Genomic DNA, 20,180 nt, shown 5'->3' on the forward strand with positions numbered 1-20,180 from the left:
CCATCACAATTTAAATCAGTATAGCATCGACTATAATATATAAAAATAGTGTAAATTTCACAATTTATAAAAATTAGTTACTATCGGATCCGGTATTCATTTTCCCCTTCATCTGGATTGCTTTTTTCGATTTTTCATGAGGGGCCTTCTTTTACCGGCTGCCTGTACCCGGTCCACACCTGCACTCTCCATATCAAAGCCCCACTTCGTACCTTACCGATTTCATTTTCAGCGATAAAGTTCTGGTTACTCATTTATTTTATGTTTCTCCAATCCCCTGTATCTTCTGAATACAAAAAAGTACCCTATAGAGTGACTTTTTAAAGTGTCCACTCTATAGGGTACAGGTTAATTTAGCATGAGCTTTTTTTATTTTTCCTCTATAAACCAATTGTCCATCTGGTTCATGACAGATCTCGTTGCATCGAAGTCCGATAACTTCGGAAGTTGTACCAACAACGCTTTCTTTGGAGCCTCGACTCCGTCTTTTTTCTTTTGAAGAATTAAAATGCTCTTTCCTGCTGCTTCATTTTTAAACATCGAAAGCGGGAGTTGCACCATCCCTTGGATGTGGGTATATTTTTTCAAATAACCATTGAGGTTCGGCGCTTCTTCCGAAACAAATAGATTATTAGGGACAATGAAGAATAAATACCCGCCGTCCTTCACATGATTAACACTTTGCTCTATGAATAAATGGTGTGCGTAAGAGTGACCCTTTTCCGCCTTCAGTTCATATTCCGATGCACGAACATCATTCGGATAATAACCAATCGGCAAGTCACTAACCACAACATCCGAAGGGTCAATGAAGAGCGGTTCAAGGCTGTCCTGATTGAAAAATGACAGTGGATGCTCTTGAAGATTAGCCCCTGCATAGGCAAGCCTGATTAAAGTCTCATCAATCTCAACGCCAAATGATTCAATATTTTTATCGGTCAACTGGTTCATGATGGCAAATAGTAAGTTGCCCGTTCCAACAGCTGGATCTAACATGACAAGCTCTTTTTGGTTGGCCGTGAATTTGCCGACTAAATAGCTGACGAAAATCCCCACGGCGTCCGGAGTCATATGATGGTTCGGTTGTACACTTTGCTGCATGCCTTTCAGAATAGAGAGTTGGTAAGCTTTACGTATGGCTTCCTTCTCATACTTCTCCAAGGAAAATTCCGTATAATGCTTTTTTAAAACTTTCTTCGACTCTTCACTGATCTCTTCCTGCATCACTTTACCTTGGAAGAAGTTCTCTCCTGTTTCTCCCAATGCATCGAGATATGTACATGATAGTTCTTCTTGCAGTATTTTGGTCGTTTCATCAAATTCATAAAATAGTTCTTCAACTAGGGTAGACTTCACTTATTTATTCCTCCTGTTTGCTTCTGTCCTTATTTTAAAGGTAAGGAGTAAGAGTTACAAGTCGTATGCCCTGTTTATCGCCCCTGGGTCATTTAACAGAATTTTCCCTAATTAAGGATGCCTATTTCCGTTCAATATTACATCTGGTGGATTTTCTACGTTACCTTGTTGAAGGCACTTCCACGTCAAAAATAAAAACCAGGCACAATGCGCCTGGTTAGAAAATAATCTTTTCTTATTTTGCAGTTTTAGCTGCCTCGATGGCACCTTCATAATCGGGATGATCCGTACCTTCACTTACATATTCAACATACGTAATTTCATCGTTGCTGTTGACCACGAATACTGAACGAGCCAATAAACGAAGTTCTTGCATCACGACACCGTAAGCTTCTCCGAAAGAAAGGTCGCGGTGATCGGAAAGAACTTGGACATTGTCCAATCCGCTTGCTGCACACCAGCGTTTTTGTGCGAAAGGAAGATCATTGCTAATCGTCAATACTTTCACATTATCCAGTTTAGACGCTTCTTCATTGAATTTACGTGTTTGTGCGTCACACACACCCGTATCAACGGAAGGCACTACACTGATAATGCGGACTGAGCCTTTAGAGTCGCTTAGTGTAACCGGTGTTAAGTCATTAGCCAATACTGTAAAATCAGGAGCCTTGTCCCCAACTTTAAGTTCTGGTCCCACTAAAGTGACCGGGTTGTTTTTAAAAGTAACTGAAGCCATTAAAAATTCCTCCTTTATATGCTTATATACAAGCCTTATGATATTTGTTTTATCGTAATTTTGCAATTAATTGAATTTAAGAATCTAAATTACCCAAAAGAAAAACTCGGCGGACGCCGAGTCGCATTTAGAAATCCAAGTTCTGTTTAGGCTGCTGTTTAGCTTGTTGACTGTTCATTGAATTTCTTTGACCGCTATCTTTGTTCGATTGACTATCTTTCTTGGCCAGCATGGACTGAATTTTATCAACAACCTGCGGGGCCAAATCCAGCATTTTCTCCAGAAGGTGGGTACCTTCATCTAAATGAATCATCTTCACGCCATGTGTGCCAACTATTAGGAATGCGATAGGCGTTATCGATACGCCACCACCACTACCACCACCGAATGGTTGTTTGGAAGTACCTTGTTGCTGCCCTTGATGGTTTCCGTCGATCACGAATTCACTGCCTCCAGCTGCAAAACCGAAACCGACTTTAGAAACGGTCAAGATGACACTTCCATCAGGGGTTTCCACCGGATCTCCGATGATCGTGTTAACATCCACCATTTCTTTCAGGTTTTCCATGGCTTCTTTCATTAACCCTTGTATTGGGTGATCAGACATATAAACTCCTCCACTCTACATCGATTGTTGATTCGAATCTCCACTAAACTTCGCTAATGTCTTAGACTTGAATGACACTTTACCGCCCTTCCAATAACGAAGCAATTTTATCCCAGTCAGTATAGCTTGCCCGATTCTGAATTCTGCTATGCAAGTGATTGACGTATTGGCCTGTTTTCGATAAAAATCCGGAGTTATCGTATAGATTGGCATGACCCGAAAATCCAGGTAGGTGGTCAATAACCCGATGATGGATCCTTTAAGAGCCCAGCAGTTCCCTGTAAGTATTCCCGTTTGGGCAGCATTTTTCGTACCTACCACACTATGCCAGGCAAACTCTTTTACTTGGATTTTACCAAGGAAATTCCGGATGATCCGATGTAAATCAACTATGTGGTGAATCAGAGTCCGCATGTCGCTTAAACCGTTCAGGAGATTTTCCACTGTAACCTTTTCTGTTGATTCTTTTTTCTGTTCATCCAACATGCCTGTTTCTTTCTCTACGATGAGGGACGCCGATTCGTCATCCTTTTTTATGACCGGTACCTTCATTATGTAATGGAAAAGGCCGAACCAAGCCGTCATTCTCATATGAATAAGATCGTCTTTTTGAACACGTTTATAGGAAAAGTGCACTCTGATTTTCGTGAAAACGAGCAGGAACAACACCGCTATGAGGATAGCCATTATGATTAAAAACCATTTCACACGTCCACACCCTTTCAGCCATTCATTATCGGCCTGGGCAAAAAAAAATAAACCTGTTGGACCAAAATGACAGTCCGACAGGTTTATGAATTAAAAAGACTACCTTCTAATTAAAACAACGCTCGTGTCTGCAAAGATATCATGCAAAGCCTGTTTCTTAGGTAAAAGACCAGCAAGTAGATAACCTACCCATGTGACCTTGGAAATATAGCGGCCAAACAATTCCCTGAATAATACCGTACCCCACGAAATCGTCTCTTCCTTCAAGCCGACTACCTTCAAGCCAAAAATCATTTTCCCTAACGTCTGGTTAAAGAATTTGGTCATCAAGATGAAATAAAGGAAAAAGATAATGCCCGTTAATAAGGCTTCTGCAGAAAACCAAAGGTTATCCGACCCTTTATAAAACTTAAAAATGGGATGAATCAATATGCGATTCAAACTCCCGATGACGAATAAGTCTGCTAAATAGGCCCAAAACCTCATCCAAAAGCCAGCAAAGAACACCACTTTCACTTCGTCATCTTTCTCAATCGGCTGGGCTGGCAATGCCTCAGTCCGAATGGTTTCTTCCTGTTCTGATAGATTGGATGGTACGATTCGTTCATTGCTTTCATATTGTTCCGTCATCCTTCAGCCCCCCTATTCCGCATACAAATACATCAAGCGTGGAGAATTTGAAGAGGAAAGGATTTTTGTCAATACGGCCGTTTCCACATCATTCCCCATCATTTTTTGTGCTCCCATACTGAACAGCGAACCGAAACCGGCTTCTCCTGTATAACGAATGACCTGCGCATCTTGTTGATCGATATCTTCTTTCATTGCAGCGATCACATCATCCAAATGGCCGAATTCGTCAATTAAGTTAACTTCTTTTGCCTGGCGTCCGTCATAAATCCGGCCATCGGCAATCTTCCTTACTTCTTTCTCAGACATGTCACGGCCATCGGCGATGATTTTAACAAATTGATCATACGAATTATCAATCATATTTTGGAGGATTTTCCGTTCGTCCTCGGTCATTTCCCTCGTTGGGCTCATGATGTCTTTGTATGTACCGCTTTTGATTGTTTCAAATTCGACACCATATTTTTCGGCTAACTTCTCGTAATTGTACCCTTGCATGATGACACCGAGTGAGCCGGTCATCGTTTCAGGGCTGGCAAAGATCTTATCGGCTGGTGCAGAAATATAATATCCGCCGGAAGCAGCCATGGAACCCATGGAAACATAGACTGGCTTTTTCACATCTTTTATATCAAGGATTTTGTCATGGATTTCGGCACTTTCCACTACGCCGCCACCGGGAGAATTCACTCGAAGGATGATTCCCTTGATATCGTCATTCTCTTCAGCCATTTGCAGCTTATCCATGAAGTCACGGTGATTGTATGTTTCTGAACTTAACAGGGAAGCCTCACCTGTATCCTGAATCGTTCCATCCACATCCAATACCGCTATCACATTCGTAGGATCTGAACCTTCTTCTATAACCTCTTCGTAAAAACCGCTATCGGATTCGAAAAATCCTTCTATAACACTTTCTGTATCGGTTGCAAATAAAGTGGTTGCCAAATTCACACCAATAGATACAACAAATAAAACGGCTGCAATTCCCAAAGCAGCCCAACGCTTTCCATTCATCTGTGTTCCCCCTTAAATTTCTTACCCTCTTAATCTTACGAACTGCAAACAAAAAAGTTTCAATTCATGGTAAGATGAGACCATCTTAGAATTGTAGCAAATAATCCTCTAATTGGAAATGAGAAGCCAGCTTGTTTTGTCAACTTTTTTCTTGAATTTTGTAAAGAAAACCTTTCAACACTATACATATTGACTGGGGGAATCAAGATGAACAAACGCCGAAACATTTATTTTTTCCATGTACAGAACGGTGAGATGATACAAAACATGAAGAGATTGGCATCATTGGCGAAACAGTATTCATTTGAAATCGTTAAAGACTTTTCAAAAGCCAACATTATCGTAAGCATCGGTGATGACGGTACTTTCCTACAGGCAGTCCGCAAGACTGGTTTTCAGGATGGCTGTTTATATGCGGGCGTCTCTACCACAGGCAACCTGAACATGTATTGCGATTTTCACATGGAAGACATCAACAGAATGATCGTAGCCATGACAAACGAGCAAATCGAAGTTCGTAAATATCCCGTCATTGACATCCAGCTTGATGACCAACCTTTCTTGCATGCCTTGAATGAACTCAGCATCCGCACATCCGTCATCAAAACCTTCATCATGGATATTTTCATCGATTCCAACCATTTTGAGACCTTACGGGGGGATGGGATCGTCGTCGCGACACCTACGGGCAGCACCGCCTATAATAAGTCCGTGAATGGTGCTGTTGTCGACCCTCTTCTCCCTTGCTTTCAAGTGAGTGAACTCGCCTCAATCAACAATAATACCTACCGGACATTAGGCTCTTCATTCATCCTGAGCGGCGATAGAACATTGACCGTCCACCTAGGTCAAAACGGGCCAAGCTACCCGATCATCGGTTTGGACAATGAAGCGTTGAGTATAAGCAATGTAGAGAAAATCAAGGTGCGCTTAAGTAAAAAAATCATCAAAACCGTCAAGTTGAAGAATAATTCCTATTGGGAAAAAGTAAAACGGACTTTTTTATGAACACAGTAAGCTTGGAGGATATCCACTTCCAAGCTTTTTTTATATTTCCCTTCAATGTTGAGTGAGGGTGAACGCCCATTCTCTAGGTCTAACACTTTTACACACATCCTCATATACATAATATGAACTGTAAAAACCCCTTATATTAACCATACCAAAAGGCGGATATTATCATGATAAAAATCAGTCAGAAACCGATCAGTGTTAGTCAGCTACAAGCTGGGATAACATCCAAGAATCTATTAACCATCCTCCAACTTATGGCAAGATACCCGACCGTTTTTGAGTTTGATACGACAGAAGATTTTCAGTTTGACCTAAAGATGCGGCTGAACGTCATCCAAGCCGCTCAATTGTTAGACCAGAGTGGGGCAGAGTTCACCATCCTTGAAGATTCTATGTGCAATCCACGAGTATGGCGACTCACTGGAAATCGAGCTTTCGAATTATGGCCGAAGATCCCTCCACACGTTGCACTGAATGATATTTTCATCAACGGTCAACTATATGCTTTCGAGTGTGGAACGGCGATATTGGTCGTATTTTACAAAGCCATATTGGAATCGATTGGACCTACTAATTTTGACCGCATTTTTCCTGATTTATTTCTTTACAACTGGCACTATCATCAAAACCTATCGATTCTTGTCCACGAAGGGTTCGATTATTTGCCTGGGGACTGTTTATACTTCAAAAACCCGGATTTTACTCCATATGCTCCCGAATGGCAAGGGGAAAATGCCATAATGTTAGACGAGAATCTCTTTTTTGCACATGGAATCGGGGTAACGGATCAACAAGAAATCATAGACGAATTAAACGGAAACAGGATTTTGGGATCCATGATATCCGCATACCTCACAACGCATATCATCTCTATCGATAGTTCGCTCTATAAGCCCTACTCGATAAATAAGGCACGTGACGACACCGATTCCCTCGGCTCAAGCCTCCTTAAACAGATAATTTTCGGTGAAATAGGATCCAACACCTATCTAACCTAAAAAACGCTTGGAGGAATTCCTCCAAGCATATTGTTATGCACCAATATTCCTTTTCTTTTTCAATCTATGAGCACCCATTTTACCCCATTTGGTGACGGATAGTGTATAAACGGCCAAAGCAGACCAAATGAAGATAAAGGCCAATAGATGCGCTTTTGTAAAACTCTCATGATACACGAAAACCCCGATGATCAGAGTTAGGGTCGGCGCAATGTACTGCAGGATACCTAGCATGGATAAAGGCACCTTTTCTGCACCTTTTGCAAAATATAAAAGAGGGATTGCCGTAACGATTCCGCCCCCAATCAATAGCAGACTCGTTCCACTCGATGCTGTGAATTGCGACTCGGACTGAAACAGCAAATAAATCCAATAACCCAATGCAAGCGGGGTTATCATCATCGTTTCGAGTGTTAGCCCTACAGCAGACTCCGCCTTGATCATCTTTTTCGCCAATCCGTACAGGCCAAAGGTGATCGCCAAAATGAGAGAAACCCAAGGGATCGTACCAAAATGAATCCCGAGAATCAGGACACCGATTCCAGCGAGGATGAACGACATAACCTGTGCTTTGTTTAATTTTTCCTTCAAGACGATAACACCCAACAAAACGCTGACAAGCGGGTTGATATAATAACCTAAACTCGTGTCAAGAATCCGTCCTGAGTTAACAGCCCAGATGAATATGCCCCAGTTGGCTGTAACCAATAGTGAAGCCGTCAATAAGGCGGCAAATAATTTCGGATTACCCATGATTTTTTTAATATACGCTACAAAAGCCCGCCATTTCTTCATGAATATCAATAAAACCATCATGAAGACGAAGGACCATAACACTCGTTGAGCTAAAATCTCCACTGCTCCAACGCCCTGGAGGAATTTCCAGTATATCGGGACAACGCCCCACATCATATAAGAAACGGCTGCATAAATAGCCCCTTCTTTTTGTTCATCCATTTTCATAAGCTGCCTTCTTTCTATTGAATCATTCCATCTACTTCGTGTACGCTTTTTTGGAAGAATTTTCTGAAATTCTATTAAATCTTTCCATGGGACATTAATGGCAATGGCTAGCCGCCGGAAGCAAACTTTGTCCATTCAGGTCGATTTCCCAGGAAATATTGCGAGAAAATTCTTTTATCTAGATATGAATCCCACCCACAAGTGTTTGTTGATAAGCTTTTCCACTCCGGCTCTTTTTATAAAACTGATCAGTCTTTTCGAACATCCTCATCCCCTTTATGCACTCTTAATTATCCAATAATATTCAGTAAGTGTAACACCACATTTCTTTAAATCCTATATTTTTGCTTCAATAAAAAAACGCCAGCATAATCGCTGACGTTCATGGTTTATTCATTATTTTTCAAGAAGTCCTTCTTCCCTCTTCCGTAAGTCAATTCGCTTGATCTTACCGGATGTCGTTTTCGGTAGTTCTTGTAAAAATTCTATTTTTCTTGGGTATTTATAAGGTGCTGTCATAGTTTTCACGTGCTGCTGAAGAGTCCTAATTAAATCAGGTTCATTCGGGTCCACATTATCCGTTAGGACAACATACGCTTTCACTACATTTCCCCGCACTTCATCAGGGCTCGCAACGACTGCACATTCTTTGACAAATGGATGTTTAACGAGCGCATCTTCCACTTCAAAGGGTCCGATTGTATAGCCGGAACTGATGATGATGTCATCGGATCGACCTTCAAACCAGAAATAACCTTCTTCATCCTTTTTAGCTTGATCGCCTGTTACATAATAGTCACCGCGAAATTGTCTGGCCGTACGTTCTGGATCTTTAAAATACTCTTTAAAAAGGGCAGGCGTATCTACATGTACCGCGATATCCCCTACCACACCAGGAGGACATGGCTTACCGGCGTCATCGATGATTTCAACATGATTTCCGGGCGTAGGTTTACCCATTGAGCCCAGTTTAATATCCATGCCTTTTACTACGCCGACCAAAAGCGTGTTTTCCGTTTGGCCATATCCGTCACGAACTTCGATATTGAAATGACTTTTGAATACCTCGAACACCTTTTGATTCAGTGGTTCTCCAGCCGATACAGCGCTATGAAGAGCGGACAGGTTGTATTCATCAAGATTGTCCACTTTGGCCATCAAGCGGTACTCTGTAGGCGTACAACAAAATGCATTCACTTTATAATCCTGTAGCAACTGTAAATATTTTTTCGGTTCAAATCTACCGTGATAAGATAGTCCTGTCGCTCCTGTTCCAAGGACTGCAAGGAACGGGCTCCAAATCCACTTCTGCCACCCAGGTCCAGCAGTGGCCCAAACGATATCGCCTTCGCTTATCCCCAACCAGTTTGCGGCGGATGTTTTTAAATGGGCATATGCCCATCCATGAGTGTGAACGACTCCCTTAGGATTGCCTGTCGTACCTGAAGTGTAGGATAGGAAAGCCATATCCTCACTTTTCGTATCCGCCAAAGCAAGCTGGTCGGATTCCTCTTCGGCTAGACCATTCAAATCATTCCAACCGTCCACTTGTTGCCCAATCGAGAATTTCAAGAGGTTTTCCGCTTCTTTTACGTCATTGAATTCATTCGTATATTCATGATAACTAACTATTGCTTTTACATCGCCATGGTTGATTCGATATTGTAAATCCTTGGCGCGAAGCATCTCGGAGCATGGAATGACAACCACGCCGATTTTTAGAGCAGCTAAATATACTTGATACGCTTCCACTAGACGAGGAATGATGATCAGAACTGTATCACCTTTTTTCAGTCCCATTTTTATAAAGGCATTACCGAATTTATTTGCGCTTCTTAATAAGTTCTCATATGTAAGTTGTTTTTTGTCCCCGGTTTCATTTTCCCAAAGTACAGCCACTTTTTCCGGATCTATTGCAAAACGTTCCATTTCACTCACTAAGTTATAATGTTCCGGAGCTAATAAATCTTCACGTTTCATTCTCTTCTCCTCCAATCACGAACTCTTAGTACCTACTCATTATACAAGATACTTCTCCATTTTAATATCATAACGGTTTGTTTTTAGAAAATAAATAAAGAGAGCGGGATAACACCCGCTCTCTGTAGCCATATTTATTAAATTATCTTATCGTTTGTATCCTCCGCCTAATTGTTGTTCAGCCATTTGAACTAGACGTTTTGTGATTTCTCCACCAACTGATCCGTTAGCGCGAGCTGTAGTATCAGCACCAAGTTGTACTCCAAATTCTGAAGCAATTTCGTATTTCATTTGTTCTAGAGCTTGTTCCACTCCAGGTACCAATAAATCGTTTGAGCTGTTGTTGTTTGCCATGTGTTTTTCACCTCCTTGTGATTATAGAGTGTGTTAAAACACGTGGCTTCATTCAAACTTATTTATTGGTAATTGTAGGGTTTCAGAAAAGGTCTTCCATCGCTTCCTTATCATCGAATACCTGCCCAGGTTGGACAGTCACTATCTCTGTATCAGATACCGCTTTTTCGATTAACGTTTCGAAGTCAACGAAGCTTTCATAATAATTGACTTTTTCCCGTTTTGGCTTGGTTTTTGGACTTGCCGGCGTGAAGACCGTACAACAATCCTCGAATGGCAAATTCGAAATTTCAAACGTATCCAGCTCTCTCGCCAATTTAATGATTTCAGTCTTATCCATCGTGATTAACGGACGAAGGATGGGTGTATTCGTCACTTCATTGATGGCATACATACTGCTCATCGTCTGACTTGCTACCTGCCCAAGGCTTTCTCCTGTAATCAGTGCCATCGCTTCTTCCTTTTCACGGATTTTGTCCGCAACGCGCATCATTAAGCGGCGAGTTGTCGTCATGGAGTAGTTCTCCGGAATCTGCTTCTGAATCAATAACTGAATTTCAGTGAAAGGAACGATATGGACCTTCATACTACCACTTATTTCAGCAAGCTTCCCTGCCAAGTCAATCACTTTTTGACGTGAACGTTCACTTGTGAAAGGAGGACTGTAAAAATGAATGGCTTCTACATCCAACCCACGCTTCATTGAAAGGAATCCAGCAACTGGACTATCGATTCCACCTGAAAGCATCAACATTGCCTTACCGCTTGAACCAAATGGCAGGCCACCGGCTCCTGGAATAATTTCACCAGTTAGATACACCGCTTCACGACGCACCTCTACAAGCAAGTTCAAATCAGGGTTCTTAACATCAACCTTTAAATCTTCTGTATTACGCAGCAAATGGCCGCCTAGCGCTCGATTTATTTCATCGGTATTATATGGGAAATCCTTGTCAGCCCGTTTTGTCGTAATTTTAAATGTAGCGACTTCCTCAAGGGTGTTGTTCAAGTAATACAAAGCCGCATTTTTCATAACTTCCAGGTCACGATCGATTTTAATCGCAGGACTCAGGGATTGAATCCCGAAAATCCCTTTTAAGCGTTCAATGACCGGTTTGTGATCGACTCCGTTTAACAGGACATACATCCGTTCCCGATTGGAAGTCAGCTGCACACCTTCGATATCCTTTAAACTCCAGCGGATATGTGCCTTCATCTTGTCCACAAAGCCTTTGCGGTTTCTTTTTTTCGTGGAGATTTCGCCATAGCGAATAATTATATGATCAAATTTCATTTCGCAACCCTCATTATTTTTTCTAAATTAGCGACTATTTTCTGGATCGCTGCCAGGACTTTCTCTGCTTCTTCTAGTTCATTGCTGTAAGTGGTACTGATTCGTATCACGCTCTCGGAGCGGTTCGGGTTATGGAACATCGCATCGACTGTCTTGCTTGCCGTCCGTTTTTTCGAAGAGCAGGCACTTGTTGTCGAGACGTATATTCCATCTTCTTCAAGCGCATGAAGCAATACTTCCGATTTAAGACCAGGCACGGAAAAATTCAAGATATGAGGAGCGCCTTTTAATGGACTGTTAACGAATACCCCATTCATTTTCATAAGCCCGTTATATAAATAATTCCTGATTTGCTTCAATTTATCGTGGTATAGAAGCTGATTATTCATACTTATCCGTAAAGCTTTGGAAAGGGCGACAATACCAGCCACATTTTCTGTTCCACTTCTGATTTTGGTCTCTTGGTTGCCTCCATGAAACAAAGAATGAATGCGGACACCCTCGTGGATATAAAGGATGCCTGTACCCTTTAACCCATGAACTTTATGGCCGGAAACGGTACAAAGATCTACATTCGCATCCTTTATTGGCAAATGGACTTTACCTGCTCCCTGTACATGGTCGACATGGAAGAGTATTTTTGGGTGTCGCTTCAGCAATTTACCGATCTCAACTATTGGCTGTATGGAGCCCACTTCATTGTTCACATGCATGATCGATACCAGAATCGTATCTTCACGCAAGGCGAGCTCGAGGTCGGAAAGGGAAATTTGCCCATTCTCGTCGACAGGCAAGTAGGTCACATCAAATCCCTGTTCCTCCAAAGAGTGGCAGGCATCCCCGACAGATGGATGCTCAATGGCCGTCGTGATAATATGTTTTCCCCGGTTAGCGTATGCGTGAGCCACGCCTTTAATCGCCAGATTATTCGATTCGGTCCCACCTGAAGTGAAATAAATCTCCGAGCTTTTCACCTTTAATAATTCAGCTATCTGCTTTCTCGCCGCCGATAGCAATTTTTCCGACTGTACCCCCATCCCATGAAGGGAAGATGGGTTACCAAAGTAATCAGTAGAGACCTTTATAAATGACTCAATCACTTCTGGATATGGTTTTGTTGTTGCACTATTATCAAAATAAATCATGGTTTCACCTTCCATGTTTTGTATCTATATTGGTAAATCTTCTATATGCCGTTTCGTATGTTGCACTAGCAACTTCTAATATTAACATAATTGAAATTGAAAGAGAATGGAAACCCCTAGTAATCAAAAAGATGAAACCATGGGCAACAATAAGGAAATTCGATTTAAGCCCTCTTAATTTTATTCTAATGCATCAATAGATGGCCATAAGCCTTCTAGCGATTTTTCGGTTAGCCCAGAGCATTTGGGGACCTTCAGGCAAATTACTCTATCAGGAGTTCCCATAGCGCCTTGATGACCTTTTTTAGCCTTTATTAGGAACCTGTCTTTCAAGGGAACCTCACCATTCGTTTTACCACACGAAAAAACCCGCCATAGCGGGTTTTCAGGAAAGGACTTCTTCTAAATTCGCTCCTATTTTTCGTAAGCTGCCTGGGTCGACCTTTTCAATCGCCGTGGCCGCAGTTTCCAATGCAGCTTGATATTCATAGCTTCTGAATTTCGCCTCGGCTTCCCTCAAGCTTTCGGCAACCGTATCATGACTGCTTCGGTAACGATTCCCAAACTGAATCACCTTTTCTGCCAGATACATATGTTCAATTAGTTCATGTGCCTTATCATACACCTTGTTTACCTGTTCAACTGCTTTTTCCAAATAGATATAGACAACCGACATATCAAGTGGCTTTTCCTCAAGTTTCCCTTGAACGTCAGCCACGCTCTCTTTGGCATCCTGAAGTACCAATTTATACTCTTCCGGCAAACCAGGAATATTACTCTTAGTGAGTAAACGGCTCGTTTCAATCATTTTACGCTTCAGATCCGATAGGGAATCCCTTGCATCCATTTCATCTTTTCTTAAATCCTGTAATTTAATCGAAAAGTCTTTTTGATGTTCTTGCAATTCGTTCAGCTGTTTGGCCAACCCTTGCATTTCTTCACTGATAAGCGAGCTCGCCAATACGTTATCTTCTATTTTCAAGACAAGTAATTGGTACCGTTTCGCAATCTGGGCAATCTGCTTTTCCATTTTCCGTTGCGCTTCCAATTCATTTTCCGTTAAATGGTAGGTTTGTTGGACATGGACAGTTTCCGTTTTTTGCTCTTCAATCTCGTCTTCAAGATCATGAATCATGTTCCGGATCACTTCATCATTTTTCATGACATATTGTTTGGAAAGCACTTCTTTTTCCAGAAGGTCATATAGCACCTCTATGCTTTCCCTTACATCCCTGATTCCCGTTTCCACCGTTTCGGTTTCTGCATTTTCCAGTTGAGTTTTGTACAGCTCCAGCTCGTTCTCCAAGCGGGTTACCTCCTGCTCGAACTGAATGTGACTCAATAGGTAACCCTGACCGGCCATTTCCTGATACCCGTCTTTTAATTCGCTTATTTGGGAATGCAACTCAGACTGACTATCGACCAATAACCTCGGGAGCATCTCCATTTTACTGGCCAAGACAGTAAGCTTTTCTTTTATGGAAAGAACGAGTTCCCTCGCATTCAGATAATTTCCATTTTCCGTTTCTTCCTCATATTGTTGAAGGATCTGCAGTACTTCATCTAGGGAGGCTTCAAGCTTCTCTGCCGCTTTTCCGTAGTTATGGCGATGGGCAAGTAAAGTTTTTTTCAATTGACGATACGATTCCTTAATATCCTCAATTTCCAGACGATTCTTCTCTTCACTACCAACAAGTTCATTCAATTCGTACAGGATTTTCTTAATCATTTCTTCAATTTCATCTAGCTTCAATGTAATTTTTCGCTGAGTCTCTTTTGAACGACTGAAACGGAATTTGTCGACAAATTCCTCTGCATCGAACAAGAGCTCTTCGACTTCTGGCATATGATCCGTAATGATAGCGTCCCATTCCACGCGCCAGTTTTCAAACATTTCTTCTGTTTCACCTGTCATGTTCAATTGTTTAACTTTTGATAGTTCGTCCAAAACGGGGCGATGCATGATACTGATCTTCCAGGATTCCAAACGATCAATTTCTTTAAAGTATTTTTTTTTGAAAAAATAGCCCCAAATTATGAAAATTAAAAATAACACGATTAATATTCCAAGTATGTATATGTATACCATGGTAAGCCCCCTGTTCTAATCCTTACAGCCACGCTCTTTTATATATAAATGTAAAAAATGTTCAATTTAATGCTTTTATGATACCATGTTAGCAATAATTTTTGACGAGAAAAATATAATTTTTGTAGAAAATTGCTACAAATACCGTTTATATGGGAGGGAAAGAACATGAAATCTGATAGACATGTCCACACTTCATTTTGCCCACATGGTTCATCGGATACATTCAATGATTATATTACAAGGGGAATCGAACTAGGGTTAAAAGAAATTACGTTTACGGAACATGCCCCTTTACCACCGAATTTCGAAGATCCCACCCCAGAAAAGGACAGCGGAATGGATGCCACCCTGCTCCTCGATTACTTTCAAGAGCTCCACGTATTAAAAGAGCATTACAAAGGCAAAATCCTCATCAAAAGAGGCTTGGAAGTTGATTTTATAGAGGGATACGAAAAGGAAACGACAGAATTCCTCAATGAAGTTGGCGAATTCCTTGATGACAGCATCCTATCCGTCCATTTCGTCAAGGAGGAACATAACTGGCACTGCATCGATTTCAGTGATGATACATTCAATGACATCGCAACCGAATTGGGGTCCATCGATGCTGTATATTCCAAATATTACGATACGTTAGAGAAATCAATCCACGCCAATTTAGGGCTTTATAAACCAAAACGAATCGGGCATATTACCCTTGTACATAAATTCCAGCACCGATTCCCGCCCGCAAATAACTTCGACGACCGTGTTTACCGAGTTCTGGATTTAATCAAGGAACAGGGGTATTCACTTGATTATAACGGAGCTGGATTTGTAAAACCACTTTGTCGTGAGCCATATCCTCCTGAACGCTTTGCGAAACGTGCCATGGATCTTGGCATCCCACTCGTATATGGTTCCGACGCCCATCAGGCTAAAGATTTGGGACAGGGTTTCGATTCGCTCATTTCGGAATTCAAAGACTCATTCAATTAAACATTTCGGGTCTTCCCGCTAGTAGCGGTTGTAGATCTTCCGTGATGAATAATGTATCTTCCAGGAAGCGACCGACTTCTTCTGCATATAGATTCGTATAATAGGCTTCCTGCGGGAACACATGCAGAACCTCCATCGCATAGTGGGTATGAAGGACAGGAGCGGAGAGTAAACCCTTTAACTGCAACATGAACATGGGGATGGAGACCGACTGAAAATACCGGCTTTTAATCCCTTGCTCTAAGACATATTGAAAGTAAGACTTTTCTTTTGTAAAATAGGTCGAATGAATTTCTCTGTTCAAGTTCGAATCAAGAGAGGATTCTCCATAAATAAATCGAGCCGCTAAAAAGTTCTTTCTCTGGAAAGTGAGGATATCCTTCACTAGATCCATTAAGCACTCTTGCGGTCCTTTAATTTCCAGCTGTTCCATGTTCCTTTCAAGGACAATAAGGTATTCTTCTAAATATGAAATGAAACAGAACTCCAACAGTCCCTGCTTATTCTTAAAATAGTAGGCAATATTAGCCGGATTCACTTTTGCTTTATTCGCGATATCCCGTATGGATGTTGCATGGTAGCCCTTTAAATGAAATAAATGCAGGGCAGCTTCCACTATAGCTTGTTTCGTTGGCGTCTGGCGATTCATCAATAATCCCTCGCTTTCTTTGAGACAAGTCTTGTGGATTAATTTCTGTATGAATAGCCCAACTCCTTTAGTAAGTTCTCGACAATTTCTCTTCAACCAGTGACTTGGAAAGAAAGTCCTGTAATAAAATGCGGAAGACAGGTGAATCCTTTTGTTTAATGTCGAAATGTATCAAGGAAAAAAAGATGAAAACTACGCACTCGTTCAAAAACAGCTCGTAGCCCTTATTGAAGACGAACCGAATATGATTGCCAACTTAAGTAATTCGGCAGCCTTGCTTAACCAATTTCTTAGTGATATCAATTGGGTCGGATTTTATCTAGTCGAAAAAGACCAATTGGTTTTAGGACCATTTCAAGGACTTCCAGCTTGCGTCCGCATTTCGATGGGCAAGGGTGTGTGTGGGACTTCTGCAGCCGAACGCAAAACCATGAGAGTCGAGGATGTTCATAAATTCCCGGGACACATTGCCTGTGATGCAGCTACAAGATCCGAAATAGTCATCCCCCTCATCAAGGATGGCAATCTAATCGGCGTGCTTGATATCGACAGTCCCATCACAAACCGATTTGATGAAAGTGATCAGCAAGGTTTGGAAAAATTCACAGACACACTTAGCAAGTATTTATAATAGAGAAAGGGAGTGACAGCATCAGCATGTCACTCCCTTTCATCTTGTTCAAAGCCGCAATTCCTTTACATTCACCCTGTTTTTCCCGGAATTCTTAGCCATATATAAAGCCTCGTCTGCCCGCTTGAACACTTCTTTCACGTTATCGAACTGCTCTTGTGCCCAGTAAGTTACGCCACAGGAGATCGTCACTTTCGGATTGGATTCTTCCCCCACCTTATCCTTTAAACGTTCCGCAATCATGATGCCAGTTTCTAGAGGAATGCTCGGAAGATAAATCGCCATTTCTTCGCCGCCCCATCTGGCCCCGATATCTGTATCGCGAATGTTATGCTGAATAAGATTGGCAACCTGTATTAAAATTTCATCCCCAACTTGGTGCCCATACGTATCATTCACTCTCTTAAAGTTATCAATGTCAATAAGAATGAAAGTACCTTCTTCATCCACTTCCATAGATTCAGACATTTTATCATCGAGATAACTTCTGGAATACAATCGAGTCAAATGATCGGTTATGACCATCTTTTCTAGTTCTTCACGAAGCATGGAATTGGCCATCGCTAAACTCGAGTGATGAATGAGTGATTGCAAAAGCTTGAACATCTCGAAGGAAAAGAAATAGGGTTCTTTATGTAGAACGAGAGCAAACCCTTTAACATCATTGCTTTCCATCATAGGAACAGCCATCAGGGAATGGTATTTCACATCAACATTCGGACATTTCACGCTTAAATCACCTATAAATAATGATTCTTTATCTTTATTAATCTTCTCTTTCAAGAAGGATACGTATACCCCCGATTCTTCAGAGTCAAAAAAATCAGAGCTTCCTGTCAATAAATTCACATTTTCCCCTGGCAAAAGTAAAATAAAACCTGTCTGATCGGCACCAAAGGACTTCATGATTTGTTTTTTCATATATTCCATCGTTTCGCTTAAACGCAAATTGGAATTCAAATGATGGGACGTTTCGTTAATCAGCTGCAAATCTGATACGAGCCTTTTCGATTGCTGATACAATTTGGCATTTTCCAGAGCGCTTCCGGCCGTATTCGCCAATAAAGAAATGAACTCGATTTCGCTTTCAGGAAACATTAGTGTATTAGGGGCAATGACTTGTAGAACCCCATACACTCCCTGCTTACCTTTTAATGGCGCATATAAAATTGAATGACTTTCTGATGGATGATCATCGAACTGTATCGTGCCTGTTACATAAGCCTGTAGGGCTGCTACATTCTCGCTATCATATTCAAGATCCTTGATGGGCAGATTTTCATGACTGTCATTGTCATGGGAGAGAAGCAGAAAATAATCAAAGGATGGGTACATGGTATGCAGGGTAGAAATGATTTCCCCTAAAACCGCATCCATATTCATCGAAGAATGAAATTTTTCCGTAACTTTAAATAGTTGCCTATTCCGTTTCTCCTCTACTGACATCTTTGAAATCGATAAAGCCGCTTTTAAAATGGTTGCTAATTCCTTGGTAAAAGCAGCTCCTTCCTCAGGAGTCAAACAACTAAAAGAACTCCCCTCCTGTTCTTTCAAGGCTATTAATCCAGTGACGTTCCCATTATCCCAAAATGGTATAATTATATGGAAATCCAGCGTTTCTGGCGGCATAAACACAGGGGACTCTTCATCATTCTTCATTTCTTTCAATAATCTTTCAATATACTCCTGGTCGGAAGACTTCATAATGTAATTCTTAAGACTGCCAGTCGAGGCCTCTTTATAAAAATGCTGCTTCCACTCATCAAATTTAAAGAAAATTACCTCTTCCATATAAAGCTGTTTCTTGGTCTCCACAAGAAAGCCCTCTAAAAATTCTTGGTCCCTTTCCACATTTTTCATATACTTAAAGAAAAGTATCCTTAATTCATTTAATAACTGCACTGTTTTAATCTGCATCTACATCATCCCTATATCAAAGCCTATTTTCTCAAATGATCCTCATTAAATAAAAAATATTCGAAAAACAATTGGTTCTAAAGAACTAGTAATAATCAAAACCATAACATATTTCGCTCGGATTATGGTAACTATTTACATAAAATATTCTAACTTATCACTATAGTATAACGGTTCTACCTAAAATTTTCTCCCTATTTCTAGGATTTTTCATAGGATTTTGAAATTTCATCTCTTTATTACTCCATAAATTAAAGTCCGATACCGCTTGACTCACTTAGCAGATTATTATACAATATTCCTTGTGTAAAATATTGCAGCCTATGTGACAGCCTTTATGTTCTCATTTTGTTCCTCCATTCAGAGGTGTATCTCGTAACTCTCTGCTGCTAGGGCGAAGGTACATGAAAACAAAATGGTCATGATTGTTCATTCACACACGGTTTTTATTTTACCAAAATAAAAACATTTAAAGGAGGAGTCATCCTATGGCTCGTTATACTGGCCCAAGCTGGAAACTATCCCGTCGTTTAGGAATTTCCCTAACAGGTACTGGTAAAGAATTAGAAAAACGCCCTTACGCACCAGGACAACACGGTCCTAACCAACGTAGAAAAATTTCTGAATACGGAATGCAACTACAAGAGAAACAAAAACTTCGTCACATGTACGGAATCACTGAACGTCAATTCCGTTCAATGTTCGACCGCGCTGGCAAAATCAAAGGTGTTCATGGTGAGAACTTCATGATTCTTCTTGAATCACGTCTTGATAACCTTGTTTACCGTCTTGGTTTAGCTCGTACACGTCGTCAAGCACGTCAACTTGTTAACCACGGTCACATCACTGTAGATGGAAAGCGCGTTGATATTCCTTCTTACAAAGTGTCCCTTGGACAAGTAATCGCTGTTCGTGAAAAATCACGCAACTTCTCAATCATCAAAGAATCAGTTGAAGCAACTAACTTCGTTCCTGATTTCTTAACTTTCGATGCTGAGAAATTAGAAGGTACATTCACTCGTACACCAGAACGTTCTGAATTGCCAGCTGAAATTAACGAAGCTCTTATCGTTGAGTTCTACTCTCGTTAATCACTTCGGAAAAACCATCC

At 41.1% G+C, this 20,180-nt stretch carries 19 protein-coding genes; 5 read left to right on the plus strand and 14 right to left on the minus strand.

Annotated features, from left to right (window positions below; all coding sequences use genetic code 11):
• Positions 1-369: 369 nt before the first annotated feature.
• From ACIQXN_RS01050 to sppA, 6 genes are all read right to left on the minus strand, one after another.
• Entirely contained in the window at positions 370-1,356 is a 987-nt protein-coding gene (locus ACIQXN_RS01050; protein WP_402960851.1) for a class I SAM-dependent methyltransferase, read from the minus strand.
• A 235-nt stretch (positions 1,357-1,591) separates the two neighbouring features.
• The gene (gene tpx / locus ACIQXN_RS01055; protein WP_402960853.1) at positions 1,592-2,092 is read right to left on the minus strand and encodes a thiol peroxidase; all 501 of its coding nucleotides are present in this window, start codon (positions 2,090-2,092) and stop codon (positions 1,592-1,594) included.
• A 127-nt stretch (positions 2,093-2,219) separates the two neighbouring features.
• Positions 2,220-2,699, minus strand: a complete 480-nt coding sequence (gene ytfJ, locus ACIQXN_RS01060; protein WP_402960855.1) for a GerW family sporulation protein — start codon at positions 2,697-2,699, stop codon at positions 2,220-2,222.
• 15 nt (positions 2,700-2,714) lie between these two features.
• Complete coding sequence (locus ACIQXN_RS01065; RefSeq protein WP_402960857.1) at positions 2,715-3,407, minus strand: DUF2953 domain-containing protein; 693 nt, start codon at positions 3,405-3,407, stop codon at positions 2,715-2,717.
• A gap of 99 nt (positions 3,408-3,506) precedes the next feature.
• Entirely contained in the window at positions 3,507-4,037 is a 531-nt protein-coding gene (locus ACIQXN_RS01070; RefSeq protein WP_402960859.1) for an RDD family protein, read from the minus strand.
• 12 nt (positions 4,038-4,049) lie between these two features.
• The gene (gene sppA / locus ACIQXN_RS01075) at positions 4,050-5,054 is read right to left on the minus strand and encodes a signal peptide peptidase SppA (protein ID WP_402960861.1); all 1,005 of its coding nucleotides are present in this window, start codon (positions 5,052-5,054) and stop codon (positions 4,050-4,052) included.
• Positions 5,055-5,261: 207 nt separating this feature from the next.
• Here sppA and ACIQXN_RS01080 point away from each other — a divergent pair, with 207 nt between their 5' ends.
• Both ACIQXN_RS01080 and ACIQXN_RS01085 read left to right on the plus strand, forming a co-directional pair.
• The gene (locus ACIQXN_RS01080) at positions 5,262-6,062 is read left to right on the plus strand and encodes an NAD kinase (RefSeq protein ID WP_402960863.1); all 801 of its coding nucleotides are present in this window, start codon (positions 5,262-5,264) and stop codon (positions 6,060-6,062) included.
• Positions 6,063-6,235: 173 nt separating this feature from the next.
• Entirely contained in the window at positions 6,236-7,066 is an 831-nt protein-coding gene (locus ACIQXN_RS01085) for a protein-glutamine gamma-glutamyltransferase (RefSeq protein ID WP_402960865.1), read from the plus strand.
• Positions 7,067-7,099: 33 nt separating this feature from the next.
• Here the strand turns inward: ACIQXN_RS01085 and rarD are convergent, their stop codons facing one another.
• The 6 genes from rarD to ezrA all read right to left on the minus strand — a co-directional run bounded on the left by rarD (position 7,100) and on the right by ezrA (position 14,891).
• Positions 7,100-8,029 carry an EamA family transporter RarD gene (gene rarD, locus ACIQXN_RS01090; RefSeq protein ID WP_402961708.1) on the minus strand — a complete coding sequence of 310 codons (930 nt, stop codon included), beginning with the start codon at positions 8,027-8,029 and terminating at the stop codon, positions 7,100-7,102.
• Between the two features lie 396 nt (positions 8,030-8,425).
• A complete protein-coding gene (gene mbcS, locus ACIQXN_RS01095; RefSeq protein WP_402960867.1) occupies positions 8,426-10,009 on the minus strand; it encodes an acyl-CoA synthetase MbcS in 1,584 nt (527 codons plus the stop codon).
• 147 nt (positions 10,010-10,156) lie between these two features.
• Positions 10,157-10,363, minus strand: a complete 207-nt coding sequence (locus tag ACIQXN_RS01100; protein ID WP_402960869.1) for an alpha/beta-type small acid-soluble spore protein — start codon at positions 10,361-10,363, stop codon at positions 10,157-10,159.
• Between the two features lie 82 nt (positions 10,364-10,445).
• Positions 10,446-11,657 (minus strand): tRNA uracil 4-sulfurtransferase ThiI, encoded by a 1,212-nt coding sequence (thiI, locus tag ACIQXN_RS01105; protein ID WP_402960872.1) that lies wholly within the window; start codon positions 11,655-11,657, stop codon positions 10,446-10,448.
• On the minus strand, positions 11,654-12,802 hold the full coding sequence (locus ACIQXN_RS01110; RefSeq protein ID WP_402960875.1) for a cysteine desulfurase family protein: 1,149 nt from the start codon (positions 12,800-12,802) through the stop codon (positions 11,654-11,656). The genes thiI and ACIQXN_RS01110 overlap by 4 nt, the downstream gene beginning before the upstream one ends.
• A 385-nt stretch (positions 12,803-13,187) precedes the next feature.
• On the minus strand, positions 13,188-14,891 hold the full coding sequence (ezrA, locus tag ACIQXN_RS01115) for a septation ring formation regulator EzrA (protein WP_402960877.1): 1,704 nt from the start codon (positions 14,889-14,891) through the stop codon (positions 13,188-13,190).
• Between the two features lie 168 nt (positions 14,892-15,059).
• Here ezrA and hisJ point away from each other — a divergent pair, with 168 nt between their 5' ends.
• Positions 15,060-15,872 (plus strand): histidinol-phosphatase HisJ, encoded by an 813-nt coding sequence (hisJ, locus tag ACIQXN_RS01120; protein ID WP_402960879.1) that lies wholly within the window; start codon positions 15,060-15,062, stop codon positions 15,870-15,872.
• Here hisJ and refZ read toward each other — a convergent pair.
• The gene (refZ, locus tag ACIQXN_RS01125) at positions 15,865-16,521 is read right to left on the minus strand and encodes a forespore capture DNA-binding protein RefZ (protein WP_402960881.1); all 657 of its coding nucleotides are present in this window, start codon (positions 16,519-16,521) and stop codon (positions 15,865-15,867) included. The two genes, hisJ and refZ, sit on opposite strands and share 8 nt — an antisense overlap.
• A 151-nt stretch (positions 16,522-16,672) precedes the next feature.
• Here refZ and ACIQXN_RS01130 point away from each other — a divergent pair, with 151 nt between their 5' ends.
• Positions 16,673-17,152: a GAF domain-containing protein gene (locus ACIQXN_RS01130; RefSeq protein WP_402960883.1), complete on the plus strand. Its 480-nt coding sequence runs from the start codon at positions 16,673-16,675 to the stop codon at positions 17,150-17,152.
• A gap of 48 nt (positions 17,153-17,200) precedes the next feature.
• Here the strand turns inward: ACIQXN_RS01130 and ACIQXN_RS01135 are convergent, their stop codons facing one another.
• Positions 17,201-19,069: a sensor domain-containing diguanylate cyclase gene (locus ACIQXN_RS01135; RefSeq protein WP_402960885.1), complete on the minus strand. Its 1,869-nt coding sequence runs from the start codon at positions 19,067-19,069 to the stop codon at positions 17,201-17,203.
• Positions 19,070-19,557: 488 nt separating this feature from the next.
• Between ACIQXN_RS01135 and rpsD the strand changes: the two genes are divergently transcribed.
• Positions 19,558-20,160 carry a 30S ribosomal protein S4 gene (gene rpsD, locus ACIQXN_RS01140; RefSeq protein WP_402960887.1) on the plus strand — a complete coding sequence of 201 codons (603 nt, stop codon included), beginning with the start codon at positions 19,558-19,560 and terminating at the stop codon, positions 20,158-20,160.
• The last annotated feature ends 20 nt before the right edge of the window (positions 20,161-20,180 follow it).

It is taken from the genome of Peribacillus sp. NPDC097295 (assembly GCF_044761665.1).
In the GTDB taxonomy this organism is placed as follows: domain Bacteria; phylum Bacillota; class Bacilli; order Bacillales; family DSM-1321; genus Peribacillus.

Bases quoted from the DNA above. Each gene is read 5' to 3' on its own strand.
- hisJ (WP_402960879.1), top strand. From the start codon at position 15,060: ATGAAATCTGATAGACATGTCCACACTTCATTTTGCCCACATGGTTCA.
- ACIQXN_RS01070 (WP_402960859.1), bottom strand. From the start codon at position 4,037: ATGACGGAACAATATGAAAGCAATGAACGAATCGTACCATCCAATCTA.
- ACIQXN_RS01080 (WP_402960863.1), top strand. From the start codon at position 5,262: ATGAACAAACGCCGAAACATTTATTTTTTCCATGTACAGAACGGTGAG.
- mbcS (WP_402960867.1), bottom strand. From the start codon at position 10,009: ATGAAACGTGAAGATTTATTAGCTCCGGAACATTATAACTTAGTGAGT.
- sppA (WP_402960861.1), bottom strand. From the start codon at position 5,054: ATGAATGGAAAGCGTTGGGCTGCTTTGGGAATTGCAGCCGTTTTATTT.
- ACIQXN_RS01100 (WP_402960869.1), bottom strand. From the start codon at position 10,363: ATGGCAAACAACAACAGCTCAAACGATTTATTGGTACCTGGAGTGGAA.
- ACIQXN_RS01135 (WP_402960885.1), bottom strand. From the start codon at position 19,069: ATGCAGATTAAAACAGTGCAGTTATTAAATGAATTAAGGATACTTTTC.
- thiI (WP_402960872.1), bottom strand. From the start codon at position 11,657: ATGAAATTTGATCATATAATTATTCGCTATGGCGAAATCTCCACGAAA.
- ezrA (WP_402960877.1), bottom strand. From the start codon at position 14,891: ATGGTATACATATACATACTTGGAATATTAATCGTGTTATTTTTAATT.
- rpsD (WP_402960887.1), top strand. From the start codon at position 19,558: ATGGCTCGTTATACTGGCCCAAGCTGGAAACTATCCCGTCGTTTAGGA.
- rarD (WP_402961708.1), bottom strand. From the start codon at position 8,029: ATGAAAATGGATGAACAAAAAGAAGGGGCTATTTATGCAGCCGTTTCT.
- ACIQXN_RS01085 (WP_402960865.1), top strand. From the start codon at position 6,236: ATGATAAAAATCAGTCAGAAACCGATCAGTGTTAGTCAGCTACAAGCT.
- ytfJ (WP_402960855.1), bottom strand. From the start codon at position 2,699: ATGTCTGATCACCCAATACAAGGGTTAATGAAAGAAGCCATGGAAAAC.
- refZ (WP_402960881.1), bottom strand. From the start codon at position 16,521: ATGAATCGCCAGACGCCAACGAAACAAGCTATAGTGGAAGCTGCCCTG.
- ACIQXN_RS01110 (WP_402960875.1), bottom strand. From the start codon at position 12,802: ATGATTTATTTTGATAATAGTGCAACAACAAAACCATATCCAGAAGTG.
- tpx (WP_402960853.1), bottom strand. From the start codon at position 2,092: ATGGCTTCAGTTACTTTTAAAAACAACCCGGTCACTTTAGTGGGACCA.